Here is a 21,156-nt window from a genome sequence, read left to right on the forward strand (position 1 = left end):
CTTCTTCTCAGCCATACTCTCAGGGCGTATGGCGGATCTTGTAGAGAGCGAAGCGCCCGGACCTGTCCAATTCCTGCAGCAGGTCTGGCAGCGGGTTCGCGATGGCAGGGCCGACCAGATAGAGATAATCGTAGTCTCGATGCCAGGTGCTGACGGCAGCGGTGTCTTCGGCTTCGGTCGTTCTTCCTGCGGCGATGGCACGGAGCAGGTGTATCGGCACGGGCCCCCCATTGGGGACGCCGAGGCGGCGAACTTCGCGGCGCACCTGAATCGGTTGCTTGCCGGTCTCGGTGAACAGGTTCGACACAAAGGCTTTCGCGTAGTGCACGGCGAGCGTCGGCGCGTAGTACACCGGGAACTGGGTGAGATCCTGGAACGGTGGATCCTCGCTCTCCGCGCTGGTCCCGATCAGAATCTTCGAACCACGATCGATATGCTGAAAGGACTCGATGACGGCCGAATATTCCGGACGGTAGGAGAGCCAGACATCGAGCACCAGGCCCAGATTTGCGAGCGTGATGCCACTGACAATGACAAGCGCGGCCATCGTCCATCGTCGGCTTGGCAGGGACAGCGAGCAGAAGGCCGGAAGGATCAGGGCGACGGCAGGCAGAACCCGGATGTCCGCAAACGCCGTGTCAAACAGCCGTGGCGGAATCGCAAGATAGAGCAGCGCAAAGCCGGTTGCGATCCAGATCCCGGCAGGCGCCAGCTTCAGCATGCTGCATCTGGCGGCGACGTATAATGTCGCCATCAGCACGATCGCACTCGCACCCGAGACGGCCATGCTGTAGCCGTTCATGATGAAGAACGGCCAGAGCAGCTTGTGGCCAAGACTCCAAAAGGTCCCCTCGCTTCCGACAGACCCGGCGGTCAACCGCATGATGACCAACGACGCGACGGCCGGTGTTGCGAGCGTCACGAACCGAAGTGCGACGTCTCGCGCAGGATACTTTCGTTCGGCGGCACGCCACAACTCATGGAATCCGAGCGTCGCGCCATAGACCCCCAAGGCGAAGAGATGCGCCGCAAGCAGCAGCACGACGAAAGCTGCGTTGACGACGAAACGCACGAGCACCGGTTGATCGCCAACGGCCAGATAGGCCGCGATGCCGCAAAGGGCGATGCCGAGGCCGCATTCGAAATTGATGAATCCCCAGGAGAATGGAAGGCAGTAGAGCAACATGAGCGCCGCGAAGCCGGCGAGATGAACGCGCCGCTTCACGACCCATTCGAGTGCAAGTGCGCCGCCGACGATGAGGATCTGGCTGACGAGAAGAAACAGCCGGGAGGCGGTCTCGACGCCGAACAGTCGCGCCATCTGCGGGACCACCAGGTCCATCGCCAGGTTCGGATAGAAGGCCCACGCCGCCTGGTAGTATGGATTGGCATCGGCGGCGCCCATCTCGCTCAGGAGATACATGCGGGCGAGATGATTGACGTAATCCCCCATCGCCGGAATCGGAGCAAGCAGCGTCGGGAGAAGCGAGGCGACGGCGAGCAGGGCGAACACGACGGTCGCGACCGATCGATCCGAGCGAGTGCCGTGCGCGACGAAGTCTTCTGTGGTCAGGGGAGCCAGTACGTTCACGCAAATGCTCCGGGTATTTGAACCCGGCAGGGTTGTTGTTATCGTTCAGAACTATTTGCGATAGAGTCTTCTAACAATGCGTTAATCGGTTGTGCAACCGAGCGGGATCTACCCGAAGAAGAGCATCGGGGCTGATGGGCAATTCGACCTTGGAGTTTCAGGGGCGAACACAAGGCACGTCCGTGCGAGGGTTCGCCTCAAGCGCTTTAATGAATGTCGGCGCTTGAAACGCCGCCTCGTGCTGCATCTGCGGATGAGACGACCACGATCTTGCCGGGCTCAACGCGTGCGAGGCGGTGAGCGCAAGGCGGCAGCGGAGCTGGGAGTTCGCGGGTCGCGGGCGGAGTTCGCCGCCGGCTGGACGTCAGTTCAAGACGATCGTGCGCCTGGCGCCATTCCCCCGGTCAGCGCGAGCGCTTCGGCAATTTTGGCAGCTTGCCGGGTTTGAACGGCGGACGCGGCTCGACGCGCGCCGGCGATTGCTGCTCGGTGAGAATAAGCGTTCCCTGGAGAATCATTCCCGGCACTTGTTGTGCCTTCGCGGTGTAGGTCGCGATCTTGCCGGGGCACTTGCCCTCGATGTCCAGGGTGAGCTCGTCTTCCACGCCGAACACCGTTGCGCGTCCGTCGGTATGGCGCTTCGTCGACACCGTGGCGGTGAAGCGATCTCCATCGACCTGACACGAGCCATGATACGTCATCAGGCTGTCACGGCCCCAGATCTGTCCATCCGCGACATGGACGATACCGGTCCCCTGGTCGAGCGGCGTCTTGTACCACGCCGCATATGTCCCGTCCTTCAGCATGGGAGCTGTCTCCCCTGGCATTCCCGCGCGATCATCCGCATGATTAGCGCTAAGAAAGCGTTAATCACGCGGACCGTGCCATTCCGGCCTTTCCTTGCGCAGCTCGGCTTCGAGGTCCTCGACGATGCCGTGAAGCAGACACGCCGCAAGCGGATCCGTCACCTCCCGTTCCAGACGCCGATAGCGCGCGATCTGGCATTCCTGCTCTCGCAACTGGTGCTCTGTCATCAGACGGACCCTCCAGCAAACCGACGCACAGAGAGCCGTGCAGTTTCGTTACAATTTTCAGATCATTTGACATGGTTGCTGATCGGTAAACCCGCGCGAGCTTCACCCGCTGGGGCCAAATGTCCAAAGAGCCCCCCTCGCTAGGCGGACAGCCGCAGCCAGACGTCCTTGCTCGCGAGTGTGCCGTTCGGCGTGGCGATCTCCATGTCCACCACATGCAAGGAGCCGGGCTCTTTTCCATAGATGTATTTGAGGTGCCACATCAGGCCGAGGTCGGGCGACACGACGAAGTCATCCAGTCCGTCGGTAATGGCCTTGATGGCCTCCCGGTGCGTCAAGGGGGCGGAAAACATCGCATCGATCAGGTTGGCGAGGCTCATGCCCTCGACGAGCATGAGGCGGGCGACCTCGTCGCCGTAAACACGTCGGAGCGCCGCAACGATAGCGGCGACGGCATCTGGATTCTTCAACGACACGGCAAAGCGAGCCTCCGGCCGTATGATGCCGGAAGCGGGATATTTTGCGCAAGCCATCCGCGGCCGTCGCAGCCGGCTGCGCCTTCGCGCTAGAACGTCACCCGCATCCCCGCATAGAACGCGCGGGGCCTTGCCGGGCTCAGCGAGCGCGGGTCGGTGAAGTCGTTGCCGCCATTGGTGAAGTTGGGCAAGGCCTCGCGATCGAAGAACTGCCCGTAGGTCGCGTAGCGCTTGTCGAAGATGTTGTCGATCTTGCCATAGAGCTGGATGTTCTTCGCCACCTGGTAGGAGGTATGGAGATTGAACACCGTATAGGACGGCAGTTTCGCGAACTGGTTCGACTCGTCCCCGACCAGATACTGGCTGGAGACGAACAGCGCGTTGCCGCCGACCTTCCAGACGTCGGTCACGGCATAGTCGATGCCGACCTTGACACGATGGCGCGGGATCGCGGGGAGCTGGTTGCCGGGCGAAACGTGAATGGTGTCGGTCGCCGGGTCGGCAAAGGGGCTTTCCGAGCCGAGCTCGAGCGGGTCAAGGTAGCGTGCGTCGACGAAGGCGTAGCTCGCCTGGAACTGGAGCGTCGGCGACTTGATGTTGACCTCGGCCTCGAGGCCCTGCCGGCGCGTCCGTCCGACATTGGTGAAATAGCCGAAGCCGGTCCGGCCGACCACGGGCACCGCGACGATGTCGTCGTAATTGGTGGCGCGGAAGCCGCCGATCTTCCAGCCGAGCGTGCCGATGTTCAACTCCTTGGTGCCGCGGAAGCCCGCCTCCATGGTCTTGGACACCACCTGCTTGAGCGGCGGGTCGGAGACCAGAAACGCCGCGATCAGACAGGGCCTCGCGGGATCGGAGCAGCCGAGTTCGAGCGGCGTCGGCACGCGGTTGGCCTCGGAATAGCCGGCATAGGCGGTCAGCTCCGGCGTGATCTTGTAGGTGCCGCCGATCACCGGATTGAAGCGGGTGAAGGTGTGATCGCCGTTGAGATCGGTCCCGAGCTGATTCTCCAGCGAGATGCGCGCCACGTTGAAACGGCCGCCGCCGGTGATGGCGAACGCATCCGTGACGTTGAACGTGTCCATCGCGTAGAGGCCGTTATACTGGTTGACGGTCCGCAGCGAGACGGGACCGGCGACCGTTTCCGGCTGACCGGTCGGCCCCAGGAAGAGCCCGCTGCCGCTGACGACGTAGTTTTCGCCGATCGCGCCGATTTCGGCGGTGGCGTTGTAGCGCGTGACGCTGGCATCATAGCTGGTGCCCATCACGAAGCGGTTGTCGTGGCCGAACAGTTGATCGGTGTTGGTGGCCTGCCCCGACACGCCGAAGCTGGTGGAACGGATCGTGCTGCGGTCGATCTCGCCGAGGATGGTTCCGAGCGGATAGGGATTGACGAGCTGCGCGCCGTTGGTGCCGTTGGCCGGCGTCGTATCGTCGCCGAAGCACAACAGGCCCAGGGCGGCGCATTCCTGCACGTCGGTCGGATTGCCGTCGACGAGCTTCTGCTCGTACCTGCGCACATGCGCGGTGCCTTCGAGCGTCCAGGTCGGCGTCGCATCGGCCTTGCCGGTCAGGTTGAGATAGCCGACGCGGTTCGACGTGGTCTGCGGCGTGGTGTAGGTCGCGCCCCAATATTTGTCGAGCAGCTCGGCCGGAACGGTGGCGCTGGCGCCGAAATCGTTCTTGGCGACGCCCATGTTGGCGTGGAATTCGCTGTCGCCCGCCTTGTAGCCGACATCGCCGTAGAAGCGCCGCACGGTCGATTGCGAGAAGTTGCGAAAGCCATTGTCGCGCAGGCCTTCGAGCGCGGCATAGACGCCGAAATTCTTGTCGACCTGCTTGCCCCATTGCGCCGAGCCCTGGACGCGGCCGAACGAGCCGCCCATCACGTCGATCTCGGCGCCCTGATAGGTGAAGCCGTCCTTCATTTGCAGGTTGATGGCGCCGCCCAGCGCGTTGAGGCCGAAGGCGGGATTGTTGGTCACCAGCGTGACCGACCTGATCGCGGCGGTTGGGATCAGGTCCCAGTTGACGGCATCCGAGAACGCCTCGTTGATGCGGACGCCGTTCTGATACACCGCAAGGCCTTGCGGCGTGCCCGTCACGGGCGACGCGACGAAGCCGCGGAATTCGACATCCGGCTGGAACGGATTGCCGGTGACCTCGGTGATGTTGACGCCGGCGATGTTGTCGCGCAGCGCGTCGGTGACGTTCAGTGAGCCGGTCCGCTTGATCTGATTGGCATCGACGGCATTGATCGACGAGGCGACCTTGTCGACATCGAGACCCCTGCCGGTGCCCGGCGAGGTCGGATAGACGTAAAGCCGTGTCCTCGGCGCGGCGGACGACGCGGCCCCGATACGCGCGACCGGCCGCGTCGGCGCGACACGCCGGGCCGCCGACGGCGGCGGCGCCGCCACCTCGACCGGCGGCAGATTCTGGACGTTGGTCTCCTCGTTTTGCGCCGCCACGGCAGGACTTACGAAGACCACGCCTGACACCAGGCCTGATGACACCGAGGCCATCAACAAACCACGCCTGAACGAAAGAACCTTGCCCATCCCCGCCTTCCCATCCGTGACCGCCGGCTGTTTTGATCTTCGCCGATTGGTTGAGGCGAGTGTATTCGGCCGCGATGGGTGCGCCAGCCACAAAAGGTCGGGCAATATCCGCTCCCGTTTTCCCGACGATATCGGGAATAATTCCCGATCATTTCGGGCGCGATCAGGCGGCCGCGGTCGGAACCAGCGCCTCCACCGTCAAGCCGCCGGCGCCAGAGACGACATTGAGCGTGCCGCCCAGCGCCAGAATCCGCTCACGCATGCCGACGAGGCCGAAGCCGAGCTTCTGGTCCGGCTCCATGCCGCGGCCATTGTCGCTGACCCGGACCCGGGCGCAGCAGCGGCCATCCTGAGCGGTCTGCTCCGCCGGCTCGATCACGACATTGACCGAGGTCGCGCCGGCATGGCGGAACACGTTGGTCAGCGCCTCCTGCACGATGCGATAGATGGTGAGGTCGGCCGTCTCGCCCGTCGCGCCCAGCGCGGGAGAGATCGACGTCTCGATCGCGACATCGGGATGCGATTCCCGCCACAGCCGCGACAGCGATTCCAGCGCCTGGCGCAGGCCGAGCTCGGCAAGGCCCACGGGGCGTAGGCGCTCCAGCACGCGGCGATTGAACTGCTGCAGCGCGTTGATCTGCTCCAGCATGGCGCTGCCATGCTTTCGCACCGCCTCCGCACTGGGAACGCGCCCATCCGCCTGCTTCGCCAGCGCGCCGGCATGCGCGCGCAGCGAGAACAGATACGGCCCGAACTCGTCATGGAGCTCGCGCGCGATCTCCTTGCGCTCGATGTCCTGGAGCGACACCGCCCGCTCGGCGAGACGCCGCTTGTCCTCGACCGCCTCGTGAAGCGTTGCGGCAAGGTGGTTGAGCTTGGTGCAGATCACCGCGAGCTCCGGCGCGCCGCCCGGCGTGACGCGGGCCTCGTAGTGCCCTCCTTCGAGCTTCCCCATGGCCTCCGCCAGCGATTGCAACGGCGCCAGCGCCCGGCCGACCACATTCATCATCAGGAAAAACAGCGCCAGCGCGATCACGGTGCCGACCTCGAGCTGGGTCACGATGCCGTCCCAGATCTCGGCGATCTCGTCGTCCGGATGCGAGGTGATCAGGAGCGAGCCGGGCTTGCCGCGGATCGACACCGGAACGCTCACCGCCGTCTGCTCGGGATGGACCAGGCTGACGAACCAGGCCGGCGGCCCGTGCGTGTCGGCCTCGGCGTCGAGCCGGGGCGGCGACTGGGGATTGCCGCCGGCATCGCGGAGCGTGATGCTGACGTGGCGCAGACGGCTGAGGTCGCGCGCGATCTGGTTCAGCCTGGCATCCGGGTCGGGCGCCTCGTTGAGATCGGCAACGATCATCTCGATGAATTCACGCGCGAGGCGGATCACGCTCTGGTCCTCGGCCTGCACGCGGGGGCCCGCCTCCGCGACCTGGCGGCCGATATTGACGGCGAGCCCCAGCGCCAGCAGGAGCGCCAGCAGCAGGTTGATGCGCCCGCGCAAGGATAGATTTTGCCACATGGGTGTCGCTCGTGCCTCGCGAAGCTTTGCCGGCCACTGTCCGATGACGTTGACAGGGGCGAAGCGGCGGATATCTAATCGGAAGCGTACAGCAATCCCGGCCGGGCGCGAAACAGGTCGGCGCTGTCACAAGGAAACGCCTATGCGCATTCTGATCGTCGACGATCATCCCATTGTAGCCTCCGGCTGCCGTGCCGTGCTGGCCGACGAGGGCGAGATCGAGATTCTGGAGGCCGCCGACGCCGAGGACGGCGAGTGCGTCTTCATCGTCGAACGCCCGGACCTCTGCATCATCGACATCAATCTGCCGACCGTCTCCGGCTTCGAGCTCGCGCGCCGCATCCTCGAGCGCGCACCCGAGGCCCGCATCATCATGTTCAGCATGAACGACGACCCGGCCTTCGCCGCGCGTGCGATCGAGTGCGGCGCCAAGGGCTACGTCTCCAAGACTGGCGATCCCGACGATCTCGTCGAGGCGATTCGCGCCGTCGGCGGCGGCGGCACCTATCTTCCGACCGCGATCGCGCGCAGCATCGCCTTTGCGGGGCCGACGCTGGCGCAAAGCCCGCTGTCGAAACTGAACGCGCGCGAGATGGAGATCCTGCGGCTGCTCAGCGCCGGAAAGAGCTTGTCCGAGATCGCCTGGCTGGTGCAATCGTCGTACAAGACGGTCGCCAACACCTCGTCCATCATGCGCCAGAAGCTCGGGGTCAAGACCTCGGTCGAGCTGGTGCGGCTGGCGATCGACAGCGGCGTCGCCTGACGCGGCCGCCGCCACAAATTCGGTCATACAAGCGTTGCAATGTTGATGTGGTGAGATGCCACTGGAGCTTAAGTCATGACGATTCAGACTGTCTCGACCAATAAATCCTACGGCGGCGTGCAGGGAGTCTATCGCCATGCCAGCCAGGCGACCGGAACCGACATGGTGTTCTCGGTCTATGTTCCCCCGCATGCCGACGGCGCCAAGCTGCCCGTGGTCTGGTATCTGTCCGGGCTCACCTGCACCCATGCCAATGTCACCGAGAAGGGCGAATTCCGAAAGGCTTGCGCCGAGCTCGGCCTGATCTTCGTCGCGCCCGACACCTCGCCGCGCGGGCCCGACGTACCGGGTGATGCCAACAACGCCTATGATTTCGGTCTCGGGGCCGGCTTCTATGTCGATGCGACGGAAGAGCCGTTCGCGCGTAACTATCGCATGTGGAGCTATGTCACCGACGAACTGCCCAAGCTCGTGGCGGGAAATTTTCCCGTCGACGCCAAGCGGCAGTCGATCATGGGCCATTCGATGGGCGGCCATGGCGCGCTGACGGTGGCGCTGCGCAACCCGCACCGCTTTCGCGCGGCGAGCGCGTTCGCCCCGATCGTGGCGCCCTCGCTGGTGCCTTGGGGCATCAAGGCGTTGACCGGTTACCTCGGACCGAACAACGACGCCTGGCGCGGCCACGACACGGTGGCGCTGATCGAGGACGGCGCGAAGTTTTCGGGCTTCCTGGTCGACGTCGGCGAGGCCGACAATTTCCTCAAAGAGCAGTTGAAGCCGGAACTGCTCGAAGCCGCCTGCACCAAGGCGGGCATCCCGCTGACGCTGCGCCGTCAGGCGGGCTACGACCACAGCTATTATTTCATCTCGACCTTCATGGGCGACCATCTGCACTGGCATGCGCAGAAACTGAAGGGGTGATGCTTGCTTACCCTCCCCTGGAGGGGGAGGGTCGCTACGCATCGAGCGAAGCGAAATGCGTGGCGGGGTGGGGTGATCTCTCCACACGGGCAGCGTCTCAATGGAGAGACTGTCACCCCACCCCACCCCGCTCGCGCTTCGCGCGATCGACCCTCCCCCTCCAGGGGAGGGTAGAGAGCCCTACTCCCGCTTGCCGTAATTCGGCGCCAGCAGGCGGTTGCGGATCAGATAGCTCATCGTGCGCGTCCAGGCTTCGTCGGTATTGCCGCGCATGTCGGCGCTGGCCGCGGCGATCATGTTGCCGGTCTTCACGTCGCGCAGATAGATGTTGAGGTTGATGATCAGGTTCGAGACCTTCTGCACCATGCCGGTGATCTCGAGCTCGGCGCCGAGCTGTTCGGCGAGCTTGAGATCGCAGCCGCCGCAGGCCTGCAGGTTGGCGTGACGGGCCGCGTCCCTGACCGGCGCGATGTCGAGCACCTGGAACTTGCCGGACTCCGTCAGTTCCTTGCGCAGCTGCTCGCTGATGAGCACGAGCCGCGCCTCTTCGGGCCGGGAGCCGTAGAACTCGCCCGGCAGGCTGGTATCGATCAGCTCGAAATCGAACACGGCGAGCTTCGGCGGATCGGCGCGCGCGACCGACGGCGTCAACAGCAAAGCGGCGATCATCATCAATGCTCGCATGATCGTGATTCCGCGCTTCGCGCGCGCGGGGACGAAATGCGGGGTTGCATGCCCTGACAAATTGGTCATGCTTGAAGCAGAGACAATTCTCCACCTGCGGTCAAGCCGGGGGGATCGCTCGGAGGAAACATGATCCGATGGTTGGCCGGTCTGATCGGCTTTGGTCTTGCCGCGACGAGCGCGTTCGCGGCGGAGCCTGCCCTGATCGGCGTCGGCTATCTCGGCGTCGCCGGTACCCGATCGACGCTGTCGCTGGTCGAGCAACCGGCCGAGAATGACGGCGTCGCCGGCGCGCGGCTCGCCATCGAGGACAACAACACCACCGGGAAATTCCTGGGCCAGCGCTTCACGCTGGAGGAGCGCCGCATCAAGGAAGGCGAAGATCCGGTCCAGGCCGCGATGGCTCTTGCCGACAAGAACGGCTTCATCATCGCGGACCTGCCCGCCGATGCGCTGCTGAAAGTCTCGGACGCCCTGCGCGATCGCGGCACACTGCTGTTCAATGCGGGGGCAATCGACGAACGGCTGCGCGAGGCCGATTGCCGCGCCAACGTCATCCACACCGCGCCGACGCGCGCGATGCTGGCCGACGCGCTCGGACAATATCTGGTGTGGAAGAAATGGTCGCGCTGGCTGCTCGTGGTCGGCTCGCATGACGAGGACAAGCTGTTTGCGGATGCACTCCGGCGCACCGCCGCGCGGTTCGGCGCCAAGATCGTGCAGGAGAAGACTTTTGAGGACAAGGGCGGCGCCCGCCGCACCGATAGCGGCGTGACGCTGATCCAGCGTCAGATGCCGGTGTTCACGCAAGGCGCGCCGGCTTACGACGTGCTGGTCGCCGCCGACGAGAGCGAGGTGTTTGGCGCCTACCTGCCCTACCGCACCTGGGATCCCCGGCCCGTCGCGGGCTCGGCCGGGCTCGTGCCGCGCAGCTGGGACGCCGCGCAGGACCAGTGGGGCGCGATCCAGATGCAGAACCGTTTCATGAAGCTGAACGCACGGCGCATGACCGCGCTCGACATGCAGGCCTGGACCGCCGCCCGCATCATCGGCGAGGCCACCTCGCGCACCAGTTCCGGCGACGTCAAGAAGGTCACCGACTTCATCAAGGGTCCCGATTTCTCGGTCGCCGCCTTCAAGGGCACGCGGCTGACCCTGCGCGACTGGAATTGGCAACTGCGCCAGCCGATCCTCCTGGTCGACGGCCGCATGGTGGTATCGGTGTCGCCGCAGGAGGGATTTCTGCATCAGGTCTCCGAGCTCGACACGCTCGGCTATGATCGTCCGGAGAGCAAATGCAAGCTGAAATGAGGACGCAGATGTTGCGCATGTGGCGTGTTGGGCTCCTGTCCGGACTGGCGCTGGCGGCGGCGCCCGCGCATGCCTTCATCGCCTATGTCTCGAACGAGAAGAGCAACACGGTCTCGGTGATCGACACCGACAGCTGGACCGTGACCAAGACGATCAAGGTCGGCCAGCGCCCGCGCGGCATCGACTTCACGCGCGACGGCAAGTTCGTGATGGTCGCGGTCGGCGACGACGACACCATCCAGATGATCGACGCCAAGACGCAGGCCGTGGTGGACAGCCTGCCCTCCGGCCCCGACCCCGAACTGTTCGCCCAGGATGCGGCGGGAAAAATTCTCTATGTCGCCAACGAGAACGACAATACGGTCACCGTGATCGACCTGGAGAAGCGCGCCCGGCTCGGCGACATCCAGGTCGGCGTCGAGCCCGAGGGCATGACCATCAGCCCCGACGGCAAGACCCTGATCAACACGTCGGAAACGACCAACATGGCGCATTTCATCGACACGTCGTCGCGCCAGATCGTCGCCAACGTGCTGGTCGACGCCCGGCCGCGCTTTGCCGAGTTCAAGCACGATTCGTCGGAAGTGTGGGTCTCCTCGGAGATCGGCGGCACCGTCTCCATCGTCGATCCCAAAAAGCACGAGGTCATCGGCAAGGTCACATTCGAGATTCCGGGCCTGCGGAAGGAGGCGATCCAGCCGGTCGGCATCGGCATGACCAAGGACGACAAGACCGCCTTCGTCGCGCTCGGGCCGGCCAACCGCATTGCCGTCGTCGATGTTGCCTCGCGCAAGGTGACGAAATATCTGCTGGTCGGGCAGCGGGTCTGGCACATGGCGTTCACGCCCGATGAAAAATACTTGCTGACCACCAACGGGGTCTCGAACGACGTCTCCGTCATCGACGTCGCCGCGCAGAAGGTGATCAAGACCATTCAGGTCGGCGAATTGCCCTGGGGCATCGCGATCGCGCCATGACCAGTCCTGCTCCGATCCCCGACCCGCGCGAGGCGCCGAGACCCGACCCGGCCGCGGTGCCGGCGCTGTCGATCGACGGCGTCAGCCATGCCTATGGGCCGCGCCGGGCGTTGATCGACGTCTCTTTCAACGTGCAGCCGGCAAGCTTCACGGCCCTGCTCGGCCTCAACGGCGCCGGCAAGAGCACGCTGTTCTCGCTGATCACGCGCCTGTTCGGAATCCAGTCCGGCCGGGTCGGCATTTTCGGCCACGACATCAGCAAGAGCCCCGGCGAGGCGCTGCGGCTGCTCGGAGTGGTGTTCCAGCCGCGCACGCTCGATCTCGACCTGTCGCTGACGCAGAACCTGCTGTATCACGCCGCCCTGCACGGCATCAGCCGCCGCGAGGCCGCCGCGCGCAGCGCCGAGCTGCTCGGTCGCATCGGGCTGACTGAGCGCGCCGGCAGCAAGGTGCGCGATCTCTCCGGCGGGCAAATGCGGCGGCTGGAGATCGCCCGCGCGCTGCTGCATCGGCCGCGGCTGCTGTTGCTCGACGAGCCGACGGTCGGCCTCGACGTCAAGGCGCGTGCCGACATCATCAGCCAGGTCCGCCAGCTCGTGACGGAGCAAGGCATCGGCGTGCTCTGGGCGACACACCTGTTCGACGAGATCATGCCCAATGACGACCTCGTGGTGCTGCACCAGGGCAAGGTGCTGGCGCAGGGGCCGATGAGCCGGGTCGTCACCGCAACAGGCGCGCAGGACGTCAACACCGCCTTCATGCGCCTGACCGGCGCGCAAACCATGCCGGGAGGCGGCGCATGAGCAGCATCACGACGCGCGACGCACCGCGCGGCTTCTCGATGCAGGAGTACCTGACCTGCCTCACGGGCATCGTCTGGCGCGAGGGACTGCGCTTCCTGCATCAGCGCGAGCGGTTCGTCTCGGCGCTGGTGCGGCCGCTGGTCTGGCTGTTCATCTTCGCCGCCGGCTTCCGCCAGGTGCTCGGCATCTCGATCATCCCGCCCTACGAGACCTACATTCTCTACGAGGTCTATATCGCGCCCGGGCTGATGGCGATGATCCAGCTGTTCAACGGCATGCAATCGTCGCTCTCGATGGTCTATGACCGCGAGATGGGCAACATGCGCACGCTGCTGGTGAGCCCGCTGCCGCGCGGGTTCCTGCTGTTCTGCAAGCTGCTGGCGGGCACCGCGGTATCGCTGCTCCAGGTCTATGCGTTCCTCCTGATCGCCTGGTTCTGGGACATCACCCCGCCGTCATCGGGCTATCTCACCGTGCTGCCGGCCTTGATCCTCTCCGGGCTGATGCTGGGCTCGCTCGGCATGCTGATCTCCTCCGGCATCAAGCAGCTGGAAAACTTCGCCGGCGTGATGAATTTCGTCATCTTCCCGATGTTCTTCGCCTCCTCCGCGCTCTATCCGCTCTGGCGGGTGCAGGAGGGCAGCCCTTATCTGTATTATCTCTGCGAGGCCAATCCGTTCACCCATGCGGTCGAGCTGATCCGTTTTGCACTCTACGGGCAAATCAACTGGATCTCGCTCGCGGTGGTCGCGGCGTGCACAATCGTCTTCATGATCGGCGCGATTTGGGCCTATGATCCCTCGCGTGGGCTGGCGCGACGGGGGCCTGCAGGAGGCGAGGGATGAAGATTCTGGCGATGGCTGTACTGGTGCTCGCGCTGTCGGGCACGGCCGCCCGCGCGGCCGATCCGCGCTATCCCAACTGGCCCTGCACGCAAGCCAAGGTGCCGGAGATCTCGCTCGCCGCGGTGTGGGCTGGTCCAGCCCTCGACGACGCCGAGACCAAATGGAAGAACGACACGAAGGTCACCGCGCTGGTCGCAAAATTGTCGGCGCGCAAGACGTCGATGGACGAGGCCGAGAAGTCGGTGAAGGACTTCCTGGCCGCCTCTTCCACCGACAAGTCCACGAATGCGAAGCTGCTGTTCGCCGGGCTGTTCGATACGCTCAATGCCCAGCGCTCCCAGGTGATGGCCGGGCTCGAGCGCGTCAGCCGCAAGCAGCGCGAGGCCGCCGACAAGATCCGCGAGGAGACAATTCAGCTCCAGGCGCTGCAGGGCGCCACGCCCCGCGACGAGGCCAAGGTCGAGGCGCTCGGCAACGAGCTGATCTGGAAGACCCGCATTTTCGAGGACCGCAATAAAGTGGTGCGGTTCGTCTGCGAGGTTCCCACCACGATCGACCAGCGCCTGTTCGCGCTCGGCCGCGTGATCCAGCAGGAGATGGAATAGCGTCCGCCGCGCCGACGGCTCCCGCCAGGTTCCCGGACCGGCCCGGTTAACCTTTGCCACGCTATCTGCCGGAACCAAATCGATCTAGGATTGCTTGTCGACGTGAACTCCAAGACGTCGGGAGGCCTCGATGGGAACCACGAGATTGATCTTTGCGGGCGCTGCAGCCCTCGGCTTGCTCGCAACCAGCGCTTTTGCTGACGACCTGACTGGCTTGGTCATGCGGATCGACCGGCTCAACGGCACCATCTCGATACAGCAGACGCAGAAGGGCACGGTCGGCGGCAGTGCCGGTGGCGCCGGCGCCCTCCAGGAGTACAAGACCAAGGACGCCGCGATGCTGGACGCCGTGCATGCCGGCGACAGGGTGAACTATTCTGCGACCGACAACAACGGCACGGGCACGCTGACGAAGTTGCAGAAGCAATAGGGCGCTTGCTTCGCCTCTCTCCGTTCGCACCGCCGTCATGGCCGGGCTTGTCCCGGCCATCCACGCTTGGCAACGCAGCGTGAAGAACGTGGATGCCCGGGACAAGCCCGGGGATGACGACGTCTACTGCTCCGGCCTCGCCTCCGGCTGCAGCTCTTCCGTCGGCAGCTTGGCGCGCTCCCAGCCGTCGGTGCCGTCGGGGTACCAGGCGATGTTGGAATAGCCATAGGCCAGCGCGCGCTTGGCGGCGTTCCAGGACATCCAGCAATCGGCGAGGCAATAGATCACCAGCAGCGCGGCCTTGTCGCCGCCCGAGACACGGGCGAGCCCGCGCTGGAAATAATCCTCCATGGCCGGCGACAGAATGGCGTAGCCGGTATCCGGCAGCCAGATGCTGCCCGGGATGTTCCTGCGCGGCGCATCGCGCCACACCGTGCCTGCGGGCAGGTTCTTCGGCTTCGGCGGGCGCGGCAGCACGTCGACGAAGGCGCCGCTCTTGGCGCGCCAGATCGCTTCGGCTTCCGCGGTGGAGAGCACGCGTGCGCCGGCGAGCGTTGCCGGCACCGGCGCGCGGTAATTGTCGGCGCGATAACCCTCGGGCTCGAACGGCTCCTGCTGCTGCGCGAAAGCCGGCACCGCGAACGCGGCAGCGACGAGCGCAGCGGCAAGGCGCCGCCTCATTGCGACTTCTTGGCCGTCTCCGCGCCGAGCGGCTTGTCGCTCTCGTCGAGCAGCGGAACGCCGAAGTCGAGCAGGATCTTGTTGATCTCGCCCTGGTTCTCCTGGATCAGCTTGTTGAGCTGCCGCTTCCAGTTCTGGTCGGCGGGGCGTACGCCCATGCCGATGCGATAGACCAGCTTCGGCCCTGAGGTTTCCTTCACCAGCGGCGTGACGTGCAGCGAGCCGGCTTTCTTGGCATAGAACCCGGCCATCGGCCCCCACAGCACGCCGGCGTCGATCTTTCCGGCTGTGAGATCGTCGATCATGGCCTGCGCCGAATTGTCGTAGCGGGTATCGATCATGAGCGGATAGGGTTTTGCGTTGCCCATCAGGCCGGCCAACGCCATGTTGGTCGCCGGCGGCGTGCCGGCGACGATGCCCACATGCTTGTCCTTCAACTTCGGATCTTCGAGCGTGTCGACCTCTTCGAGCCCGCTGCCGGCTTTCGCCACCAGCGCATAGCTCGTGCGGTAATAAGGATTGGTGCCCTGCACGAGATCGTCGCCTTGCGGGAAACCCATGATGACGTCGCAGCGATGCGCCCCGAGCGTCATGCGCACGAAGCCGGTGGCCTGCGGGAAGAAGACGTAGTCGAGCTTCTTCTTGAGCTTTTCGGCAAAGAACTCGGCGAGCTTGTTCTCGAATCCCTCGCCCTTCTCGTTCGAGAACGGCAGATTGCGCGGATCGGCGCAGACACGCAGCACGTTCGGGTCGACCAGCTCGAACGAAAGGTCGCCGCTGTCATTGGTCTGCGCGATGGCGACGTCGCCGAGCGCACAGGACGCAACCAGGACCCACAGGGAAAACAACCAGCGACGATGTCGTCCGGCCTCCATCATCGCGCTTCCTCCTCGTTTTGTTTGAATGCTATTCATGCAACGCATGACGCGCCATGTCTTGCATGTCTGGTCTTGCAGGCATTGTCTTGCCCGACTTTGGCAGGCTTCGCTTTGTTGCAGTGCAATGCAGGCAATCCTTTGAACTGAGGCGGAAAAGTGTCTCGCATCGCTCGAATGATCGCAGCCTTGTCCCTGCTGGGGACCGCAACGCTAGCACGGGCCGGGGCGGCCGAATTGCCTGTGAGCGAAGTCGCACCGGGTATCTTCGTGCACTCCGGGACCATTGCGCTGATGACCCGCGAGAATGAGGGCGACATTGCCAATGTCGGCTTCATCGTCGGCAATGAGGCCGTGGCCGTCATCGACACCGGCGGCAGCTTGCGCGAGGGCGAGGCCCTGCTGGCGGCCGTGCGGGCCCACACCACGAAGCCGATCCGCTATGTCATCAACACCCACGGCCACCCCGACCATGTCTTCGGCAATGCGGCCTTTGCCGCCACAGACACCACCTTCGTCGGCCACGGCAAGCTGCCGCAGGCACTCGCGACGCGCGGCCCCTACTATCTCGACAATTTCCGCCGCATCATGGGCAGCGCGTTGATCGATCCCGTGAAGATCATTCCGCCGACCCTCCTGGTGTCGGACACGATGACGCTCGATCTCGGGTCCCGTCGCCTCGTCCTGCGGGCGTGGCGGACCGGGCATAGCGACAACGATCTCACCGTGTACGACGAGACGACGAAGACGCTGTTCGCCGGCGACCTCGTCTTTCTCCGCCACATTCCGGTCATGGATGGCAGCATCCGCGGCTGGCTCGACACGTTGAAGGAACTGCAGACCATCCCGGCGCAACGCGTCGTGCCCGGTCACGGGTCCGTGAGCGACTGGCCGGCCGCGCTGACCGACGAGCGGCGTTACCTGTCAACGCTGCTGTCCGACGTGCGCGCCCTGAACAAGAGCGGCGAGCCGCTCCGGGCCGCCGCCGACAAGGCGGCCGCCGAGGAAAAGCCCCGCTGGGAGCTGTTCGGCGATTACAACGCCCGGAACGCAACTGCAGCATTCTCGGAAATTGAATGGGAGTAGCAGGCGCGCTACGATAGGTGCGCTGAGATCAGCTTCGCTGACTCGGAGGACCGTGACCATGACCCGATGGACAAGCCGCCTGCCCTTGATCGCCGCGCTGCTCGGCTTCGCCTACGCCGTGCCGGTGCAGGCCGAAGAGGCCTACGATCCCTGGCCGGGCCTGGTGCAGGACATCTTCAACAATCGTCCGATGAATGATGGCGGCACCGTCATCGGCATCGAGATGCCGTATCGCGCCGAGGACGCGGCGATCGTGCCGGTGACCCTGCGCAGCAAGCTATCACCCGCAGACAGCCGCCGGATCCGTTCGATCACGCTTGTGATCGACCGCAACCCGGCGCCGATGGCGGCGAAGTTCGAGCTCGGCCCCGACGCCAATGTCACCGAGATCTCGACGCGCGTGCGCGTCAACAATTACACCGACGTGCATGCGGTGGCCGAGCTCAGCGACGGTCAGCTGTATGTCTCGAAAGTCTATGTGAAGGCCTCGGGCGGCTGCTCCGCGCCGGCAGGCAAGAACGCCGAGGAGGCCAACAACCGCCTCGGCCAGATGCGCTACCGGCAGTTCGCGCGCGAGGAAGCGCCCGCGAGTCGCATCCGCGAAGCGCAGATCATGATCGGCCATCCCAACAATTCCGGCCTGCAGATGGACCAGGTCACGCAGCTCTACATTCCCGCCTTCTTCGTCAACCAGCTGAAGCTCACCCAGGACGACAGCCCCGTGCTGTCGATGGAAGGCGGCATCTCGATCTCGGAAGATCCCAATCTGCGCTTCACCTACGTGTCCAACGGCGCCAAGCGTTTCCGCGCGGAAGCCAAGGACACGGAGGGACACGTGTTCCGCAACGAATGGGACGTGGAGAAGCCGGGGACGTGAGAGGCGGATCACCCTCCCCTGGAGGGGGAGGGTCGGCTCACATTGAGCGCAGCGATATGTGAGACGGGGTGGGGTGACGGTCTCTCCACATCCGACACTGCCCGAGTGGAGAAATCACCCCACCCCGCTCGCGCTGCGCGCGATCGACCCTCCCCCTCCAGGGGAGGGTAAGACATCGCCGCTACAGCTAAAAACACCTCACTTCAGCTTCCGCCTGCGCGCGCCTGAGATCGTTCACCGCCGTGTTCGCCTGCTCGGAAGTACGGAACTGGACGCCGAGATTGCCGCGGACCTGGGACATGCTGAGCGCGGTCTCCGCGGTCACATAGCGCTCATAGGGGACGATCGAGGCCACCACGTCGATCGAGCAGGAGCATTGCTCGATCGACTGCCGGCTTTCGCCATTGGCCTTCATACAGCCGTAGACGTACTCAGCGCGGGCGGTCGTCGGATAGTCATTGGCCTCCTCGGCCCGCGCCACGCACGCGGTCGCCGCCAGCACCGTCAATGCGGCGACAATCGGTCGTAGCTGTCCGGCCAGTTTCATGCGCATCCTCCCGCGGGTTGCGACCAAAGCTATGCTATGCGTATTGTCCTGAAAAGCATTCTGTCAGAGGAAACGGCTCACAAGGTGATGAGAGCACGCGGTGTGATAAGGGCATTTGGTCGAACATTGGTGCTCGCGACGACGCTGGCGCTGACATTGGCCGCACCCGGCCGCGCCGCGGATACGATCCGTCTGGCGGTGCAGAAGACCGGAACATTCTCCTGGGAGCTGGCCGCGATCCGCGCGAGCGGGCTCGACAAGGAGGCGGGCCTCACGCTCGAGGTCGCCGAGCTCGCGAGCACCGAGGCCGGCAAGATCGCGATGCGCGCAGGCAGCGCCGACATCATCCTGTCGGACTGGCTCTGGGTTTCGCGCGAGCGGGCGCTCGGCGCCAAGCTTACCTTCTATCCCTATTCCAGTGCGCTCGGCGCCGTCATGGTGCCGGCCGCCTCGCCGATCAAGACGCTCGCCGACCTCAAGGGCCGCAAGCTCGCCGTCGCCGGCGGGGCGATCGACAAGAGCTGGCTGCTGCTCCAGGCGCGCATGAAGCAGGACGGCATCGACCTGAAGTCGGACGCGACCATCGTTTATGGCGCCCCGCCGCTGATCGCCGCCAAGGCGCTCGACGGCGAGATGGAGGCGAGCCTGAACTTCTGGAATTTCTGCGCCCAGCTCGAAGCCAAGGGTTTTCGGCGCCTCGCTGGCATCGAGGAGATCCTGCCGAAGCTTGGCGCCAAGGGGGCCGTCTCCGCGGTCGGTTACGTCTTCGACGAGAGCTGGGCCGCAAGCCACAAGGACGCCGTGGCGCGCTTCATCGCGATGACCCGCAAGGCCAAGCAGCTGCTGGTGACTTCGGATGCCGCCTGGGACCAGATCGCACCGCTGACCGGCACGAGCGACGCCACCCTGCTCAAGACCTATCGCGAGCGCTATCGCGACGGCATTCCGCGCCGGAGCATCACTGAAGAGGAGCAGGACGCGCGCGTGCTCTATCGCGTGCTGGCCGAGATCGGCGGCCGCGACCTCGTCGGGCCCGCCGCCGAGCTCGACCCCGGCACGTTCTATCACGCAGTTCCCGGAGACTGAGGTGCTGCGTCTTCTCTCGTTCGCCCTGTTCCTCGTGATCTGGTGGATTGCCGCGCTGTTCGTCGGCGGCGCGAAGCTGCCCTCGCCGCCGGCGGTGCTTGAGGTCATGATCGCGGAAGCCTCATCCGGCGCGCTGTTCCTGCATCTCGGCGCGACGTTGGCGCGCGTGATCCTCGCCTTCGTGCTCGCCATGTCGCTCGGCAGCGCCATCGGCTATTTGATGGGACGGGTCAGGCTCGCCGACAAGCTCGGCGATCCCTGGCTGATCCTGCTGCTCAATCTGCCGGCGCTGGTCGTGATCGTGCTGGCCTATATCTGGGCCGGCCTGACCGAGGCCGCAGCGATCGCGGCGATCGCCATCAACAAGCTGCCGACCGCGGTCGTCACCTTGCGCGAGGGCACCCGCGCGCTCGACCGCTCGCTCGACGAGATGGCGAGCGTGTTCGCGATGCCGCGCTGGCGCGCGTTCCGCCACGTCGTGCTGCCGCAGCTTGCGCCCTATATCGCGGCCTCCGCTCGCTCCGGACTGTCGCTGGTGTGGAAGATCGTGCTGGTCGCCGAGCTGCTGGGCCGGCCGAACGGCGTCGGCTTCGAGATCGGCGTCGCCTTCCAGCTGTTCGACACGCCGCGGCTGCTGGCCTATTCGCTGACCTTCGCCGCGGTCGTGTTCGTGATCGAAACCTTGCTGGTGCAGCCGTTCGAAGCCCGCGCAACACGGTGGCGGCCCCGTGCGGCTTGAGGTCGAGATCACAGGCAAGACGTTCAAAAGTGCCGCGGGCGGAACGCACGAGGTGCTCGCGCCGCTCAAATTCGCGCTTCAATCCGGCGAGGTCGGGGTGCTGATCGGCCCATCCGGCTGCGGCAAGAGCACGATGCTGCGCATCATCCTCGGGCTCGACGACGATTTCGGGGGCCATGTCGCGCGACCGCCCGAGGCGCGGATCGGCATGGTGTTCCAGGAGCCGCGGCTGCTGCCGTGGCGTTCGGTCGAGCAGAATGTGCGGTTGGCGGCGCCCGACGTGACCGAGGCGAAGCTGTCGGAGCTGTTCCGCTTTCTGGAGCTTGACGCACACCGCAATCACTTCCCCGGCGAATTGTCGCTGGGCCTTGCCCGGCGCGTCGCGCTCGCTCGCGCCTTCGCGGTCGAGCCCGATCTCCTGGTGCTCGACGAGCCCCTCGCCTCGCTCGACGACGCGCTCGCCGGCCGCTTGCGCGACGAGATCGCGACGCTGGTGGCGAGCCGTCCGATGATGACGCTGCTCGTCACCCACAGTCTCGACGATGCGATCAGGCTCGGCGACCGCCTGTTCTTTTTGTCGCCACGCCCCGCGCGCATCGTACAGGACGTGCCGATCGCCATTCCGCGCGCGATGCGCAGCGAGGCCGATCTCGGCAGGATCCGGGCCGAGCTCGCGGCGTTGCAGCTTGAATCGAAATGAAAACTCGTGATCAACTGGACCGACTTGTCGATGGAGATTCAT

General features: G+C 65.0%; 23 protein-coding genes. 13 read left to right on the plus strand and 10 right to left on the minus strand.

The window, feature by feature from the left end:
• Positions 1–19 precede the first annotated feature (19 nt).
• From CO669_RS21635 to CO669_RS21655, 6 genes are all read right to left on the minus strand, one after another.
• The gene (locus CO669_RS21635; RefSeq protein ID WP_245444422.1) at positions 20–1,405 is read right to left on the minus strand and encodes a hypothetical protein; all 1,386 of its coding nucleotides are present in this window, start codon (positions 1,403–1,405) and stop codon (positions 20–22) included.
• Positions 1,406–1,995: 590 nt separating this feature from the next.
• On the minus strand, positions 1,996–2,397 hold the full coding sequence (locus CO669_RS21640; RefSeq protein WP_097661959.1) for a hypothetical protein: 402 nt from the start codon (positions 2,395–2,397) through the stop codon (positions 1,996–1,998).
• Between the two features lie 60 nt (positions 2,398–2,457).
• Positions 2,458–2,625, minus strand: coding sequence for a hypothetical protein (locus CO669_RS36090; RefSeq protein ID WP_198964168.1), 168 nt, complete (start codon positions 2,623–2,625; stop codon positions 2,458–2,460).
• Positions 2,626–2,765: 140 nt separating this feature from the next.
• Complete coding sequence (locus CO669_RS21645) at positions 2,766–3,101, minus strand: hypothetical protein (protein WP_245444424.1); 336 nt, start codon at positions 3,099–3,101, stop codon at positions 2,766–2,768.
• 89 nt (positions 3,102–3,190) lie between these two features.
• A complete protein-coding gene (locus CO669_RS21650) occupies positions 3,191–5,662 on the minus strand; it encodes a TonB-dependent receptor (protein WP_097661961.1) in 2,472 nt (823 codons plus the stop codon).
• 163 nt (positions 5,663–5,825) lie between these two features.
• The gene (locus tag CO669_RS21655; protein ID WP_198964169.1) at positions 5,826–7,184 is read right to left on the minus strand and encodes a histidine kinase; all 1,359 of its coding nucleotides are present in this window, start codon (positions 7,182–7,184) and stop codon (positions 5,826–5,828) included.
• A gap of 142 nt (positions 7,185–7,326) precedes the next feature.
• Here CO669_RS21655 and CO669_RS21660 point away from each other — a divergent pair, with 142 nt between their 5' ends.
• Together CO669_RS21660 and fghA are read left to right on the plus strand one after the other, a co-directional pair.
• Entirely contained in the window at positions 7,327–7,947 is a 621-nt protein-coding gene (locus CO669_RS21660; protein WP_014493646.1) for a response regulator, read from the plus strand.
• Between the two features lie 75 nt (positions 7,948–8,022).
• Complete coding sequence (gene fghA / locus CO669_RS21665) at positions 8,023–8,868, plus strand: S-formylglutathione hydrolase (RefSeq protein WP_097661963.1); 846 nt, start codon at positions 8,023–8,025, stop codon at positions 8,866–8,868.
• 180 nt (positions 8,869–9,048) lie between these two features.
• On the opposite strand, the gene CO669_RS21670 is transcribed toward fghA, so the two are convergent.
• Positions 9,049–9,621, minus strand: coding sequence for a DUF3280 domain-containing protein (locus CO669_RS21670; RefSeq protein WP_097661964.1), 573 nt, complete (start codon positions 9,619–9,621; stop codon positions 9,049–9,051).
• Between the two features lie 60 nt (positions 9,622–9,681).
• Between CO669_RS21670 and CO669_RS21675 the strand changes: the two genes are divergently transcribed.
• The 6 genes from CO669_RS21675 to CO669_RS21700 all read left to right on the plus strand — a co-directional run bounded on the left by CO669_RS21675 (position 9,682) and on the right by CO669_RS21700 (position 14,523).
• Entirely contained in the window at positions 9,682–10,863 is a 1,182-nt protein-coding gene (locus CO669_RS21675) for a lanthanide ABC transporter ABC transporter substrate-binding protein PedA1 (RefSeq protein ID WP_097661965.1), read from the plus strand.
• 8 nt (positions 10,864–10,871) lie between these two features.
• A complete protein-coding gene (locus CO669_RS21680; RefSeq protein WP_198964170.1) occupies positions 10,872–11,840 on the plus strand; it encodes a YVTN family beta-propeller repeat protein in 969 nt (322 codons plus the stop codon).
• The gene (locus CO669_RS21685) at positions 11,837–12,643 is read left to right on the plus strand and encodes a lanthanide ABC transporter ATP-binding protein PedB/LutE (protein ID WP_097661967.1); all 807 of its coding nucleotides are present in this window, start codon (positions 11,837–11,839) and stop codon (positions 12,641–12,643) included. Before CO669_RS21680 ends, CO669_RS21685 begins: the two co-directional genes overlap by 4 nt.
• Positions 12,640–13,488 (plus strand): lanthanide ABC transporter permease protein PedC, encoded by an 849-nt coding sequence (locus CO669_RS21690; protein WP_097661968.1) that lies wholly within the window; start codon positions 12,640–12,642, stop codon positions 13,486–13,488. The genes CO669_RS21685 and CO669_RS21690 overlap by 4 nt, the downstream gene beginning before the upstream one ends.
• Complete coding sequence (locus CO669_RS21695; RefSeq protein WP_097661969.1) at positions 13,485–14,093, plus strand: hypothetical protein; 609 nt, start codon at positions 13,485–13,487, stop codon at positions 14,091–14,093. The genes CO669_RS21690 and CO669_RS21695 overlap by 4 nt, the downstream gene beginning before the upstream one ends.
• A gap of 130 nt (positions 14,094–14,223) precedes the next feature.
• Positions 14,224–14,523 (plus strand): copper-binding protein, encoded by a 300-nt coding sequence (locus tag CO669_RS21700; protein WP_097661970.1) that lies wholly within the window; start codon positions 14,224–14,226, stop codon positions 14,521–14,523.
• Positions 14,524–14,646: 123 nt separating this feature from the next.
• On the opposite strand, the gene CO669_RS21705 is transcribed toward CO669_RS21700, so the two are convergent.
• Together CO669_RS21705 and CO669_RS21710 are read right to left on the minus strand one after the other, a co-directional pair.
• Positions 14,647–15,204 (minus strand): PQQ-dependent catabolism-associated CXXCW motif protein, encoded by a 558-nt coding sequence (locus CO669_RS21705; protein WP_097661971.1) that lies wholly within the window; start codon positions 15,202–15,204, stop codon positions 14,647–14,649.
• Positions 15,201–16,082 carry a substrate-binding domain-containing protein gene (locus CO669_RS21710; RefSeq protein ID WP_198964171.1) on the minus strand — a complete coding sequence of 294 codons (882 nt, stop codon included), beginning with the start codon at positions 16,080–16,082 and terminating at the stop codon, positions 15,201–15,203. The genes CO669_RS21705 and CO669_RS21710 overlap by 4 nt, the downstream gene beginning before the upstream one ends.
• Positions 16,083–16,238: 156 nt before the next feature.
• Between CO669_RS21710 and CO669_RS21715 the strand changes: the two genes are divergently transcribed.
• Together CO669_RS21715 and CO669_RS21720 are read left to right on the plus strand one after the other, a co-directional pair.
• Positions 16,239–17,165: a quinoprotein relay system zinc metallohydrolase 2 gene (locus CO669_RS21715; RefSeq protein WP_097661973.1), complete on the plus strand. Its 927-nt coding sequence runs from the start codon at positions 16,239–16,241 to the stop codon at positions 17,163–17,165.
• Positions 17,166–17,223: 58 nt separating this feature from the next.
• Positions 17,224–18,042 (plus strand): quinoprotein dehydrogenase-associated SoxYZ-like carrier, encoded by an 819-nt coding sequence (locus tag CO669_RS21720; RefSeq protein WP_198964172.1) that lies wholly within the window; start codon positions 17,224–17,226, stop codon positions 18,040–18,042.
• A gap of 187 nt (positions 18,043–18,229) precedes the next feature.
• Here CO669_RS21720 and CO669_RS21730 read toward each other — a convergent pair whose 3' ends face one another.
• Entirely contained in the window at positions 18,230–18,589 is a 360-nt protein-coding gene (locus CO669_RS21730; RefSeq protein WP_097662024.1) for a hypothetical protein, read from the minus strand.
• A gap of 87 nt (positions 18,590–18,676) precedes the next feature.
• Between CO669_RS21730 and CO669_RS21735 the strand changes: the two genes are divergently transcribed.
• The 3 genes from CO669_RS21735 to CO669_RS21745 are packed head-to-tail and all read left to right on the plus strand — an operon-like array spanning position 18,677 to position 21,114.
• Positions 18,677–19,675 carry an ABC transporter substrate-binding protein gene (locus tag CO669_RS21735; protein WP_198964173.1) on the plus strand — a complete coding sequence of 333 codons (999 nt, stop codon included), beginning with the start codon at positions 18,677–18,679 and terminating at the stop codon, positions 19,673–19,675.
• 1 nt (position 19,676) lies between these two features.
• A complete protein-coding gene (locus tag CO669_RS21740) occupies positions 19,677–20,414 on the plus strand; it encodes an ABC transporter permease (protein WP_094971816.1) in 738 nt (245 codons plus the stop codon).
• Entirely contained in the window at positions 20,404–21,114 is a 711-nt protein-coding gene (locus tag CO669_RS21745; RefSeq protein ID WP_097661975.1) for an ABC transporter ATP-binding protein, read from the plus strand. Before CO669_RS21740 ends, CO669_RS21745 begins: the two co-directional genes overlap by 11 nt.
• Positions 21,115–21,156 lie beyond the last annotated feature (42 nt).

The organism is Bradyrhizobium sp. Y36 (assembly GCF_002531575.1).
Taxonomy (GTDB): domain Bacteria; phylum Pseudomonadota; class Alphaproteobacteria; order Rhizobiales; family Xanthobacteraceae; genus Bradyrhizobium.

What these genes read in the sequence shown, in the direction of transcription:
- CO669_RS21700 (WP_097661970.1), top strand. Translation starts at nt 14,224, where the DNA reads ATGGGAACCACGAGATTGATCTTTGCGGGCGCTGCAGCCCTCGGCTTG.
- CO669_RS21720 (WP_198964172.1), top strand. Translation starts at nt 17,224, where the DNA reads ATGACCCGATGGACAAGCCGCCTGCCCTTGATCGCCGCGCTGCTCGGC.
- CO669_RS21675 (WP_097661965.1), top strand. Translation starts at nt 9,682, where the DNA reads ATGATCCGATGGTTGGCCGGTCTGATCGGCTTTGGTCTTGCCGCGACG.
- CO669_RS21650 (WP_097661961.1), bottom strand. Translation starts at nt 5,662, where the DNA reads ATGGGCAAGGTTCTTTCGTTCAGGCGTGGTTTGTTGATGGCCTCGGTG.
- CO669_RS21730 (WP_097662024.1), bottom strand. Translation starts at nt 18,589, where the DNA reads ATGAAACTGGCCGGACAGCTACGACCGATTGTCGCCGCATTGACGGTG.
- fghA (WP_097661963.1), top strand. Translation starts at nt 8,023, where the DNA reads ATGACGATTCAGACTGTCTCGACCAATAAATCCTACGGCGGCGTGCAG.
- CO669_RS21690 (WP_097661968.1), top strand. Translation starts at nt 12,640, where the DNA reads ATGAGCAGCATCACGACGCGCGACGCACCGCGCGGCTTCTCGATGCAG.
- CO669_RS21680 (WP_198964170.1), top strand. Translation starts at nt 10,872, where the DNA reads ATGTTGCGCATGTGGCGTGTTGGGCTCCTGTCCGGACTGGCGCTGGCG.
- CO669_RS21640 (WP_097661959.1), bottom strand. Translation starts at nt 2,397, where the DNA reads ATGCTGAAGGACGGGACATATGCGGCGTGGTACAAGACGCCGCTCGAC.
- CO669_RS21635 (WP_245444422.1), bottom strand. Translation starts at nt 1,405, where the DNA reads ATGGGCGCCGCCGATGCCAATCCATACTACCAGGCGGCGTGGGCCTTC.
- CO669_RS21695 (WP_097661969.1), top strand. Translation starts at nt 13,485, where the DNA reads ATGAAGATTCTGGCGATGGCTGTACTGGTGCTCGCGCTGTCGGGCACG.
- CO669_RS21670 (WP_097661964.1), bottom strand. Translation starts at nt 9,621, where the DNA reads ATGACCAATTTGTCAGGGCATGCAACCCCGCATTTCGTCCCCGCGCGC.
- CO669_RS21655 (WP_198964169.1), bottom strand. Translation starts at nt 7,184, where the DNA reads ATGTGGCAAAATCTATCCTTGCGCGGGCGCATCAACCTGCTGCTGGCG.
- CO669_RS36090 (WP_198964168.1), bottom strand. Translation starts at nt 2,625, where the DNA reads ATGACAGAGCACCAGTTGCGAGAGCAGGAATGCCAGATCGCGCGCTAT.
- CO669_RS21735 (WP_198964173.1), top strand. Translation starts at nt 18,677, where the DNA reads ATGAGAGCACGCGGTGTGATAAGGGCATTTGGTCGAACATTGGTGCTC.
- CO669_RS21710 (WP_198964171.1), bottom strand. Translation starts at nt 16,082, where the DNA reads ATGATGGAGGCCGGACGACATCGTCGCTGGTTGTTTTCCCTGTGGGTC.
- CO669_RS21685 (WP_097661967.1), top strand. Translation starts at nt 11,837, where the DNA reads ATGACCAGTCCTGCTCCGATCCCCGACCCGCGCGAGGCGCCGAGACCC.
- CO669_RS21705 (WP_097661971.1), bottom strand. Translation starts at nt 15,204, where the DNA reads ATGAGGCGGCGCCTTGCCGCTGCGCTCGTCGCTGCCGCGTTCGCGGTG.
- CO669_RS21660 (WP_014493646.1), top strand. Translation starts at nt 7,327, where the DNA reads ATGCGCATTCTGATCGTCGACGATCATCCCATTGTAGCCTCCGGCTGC.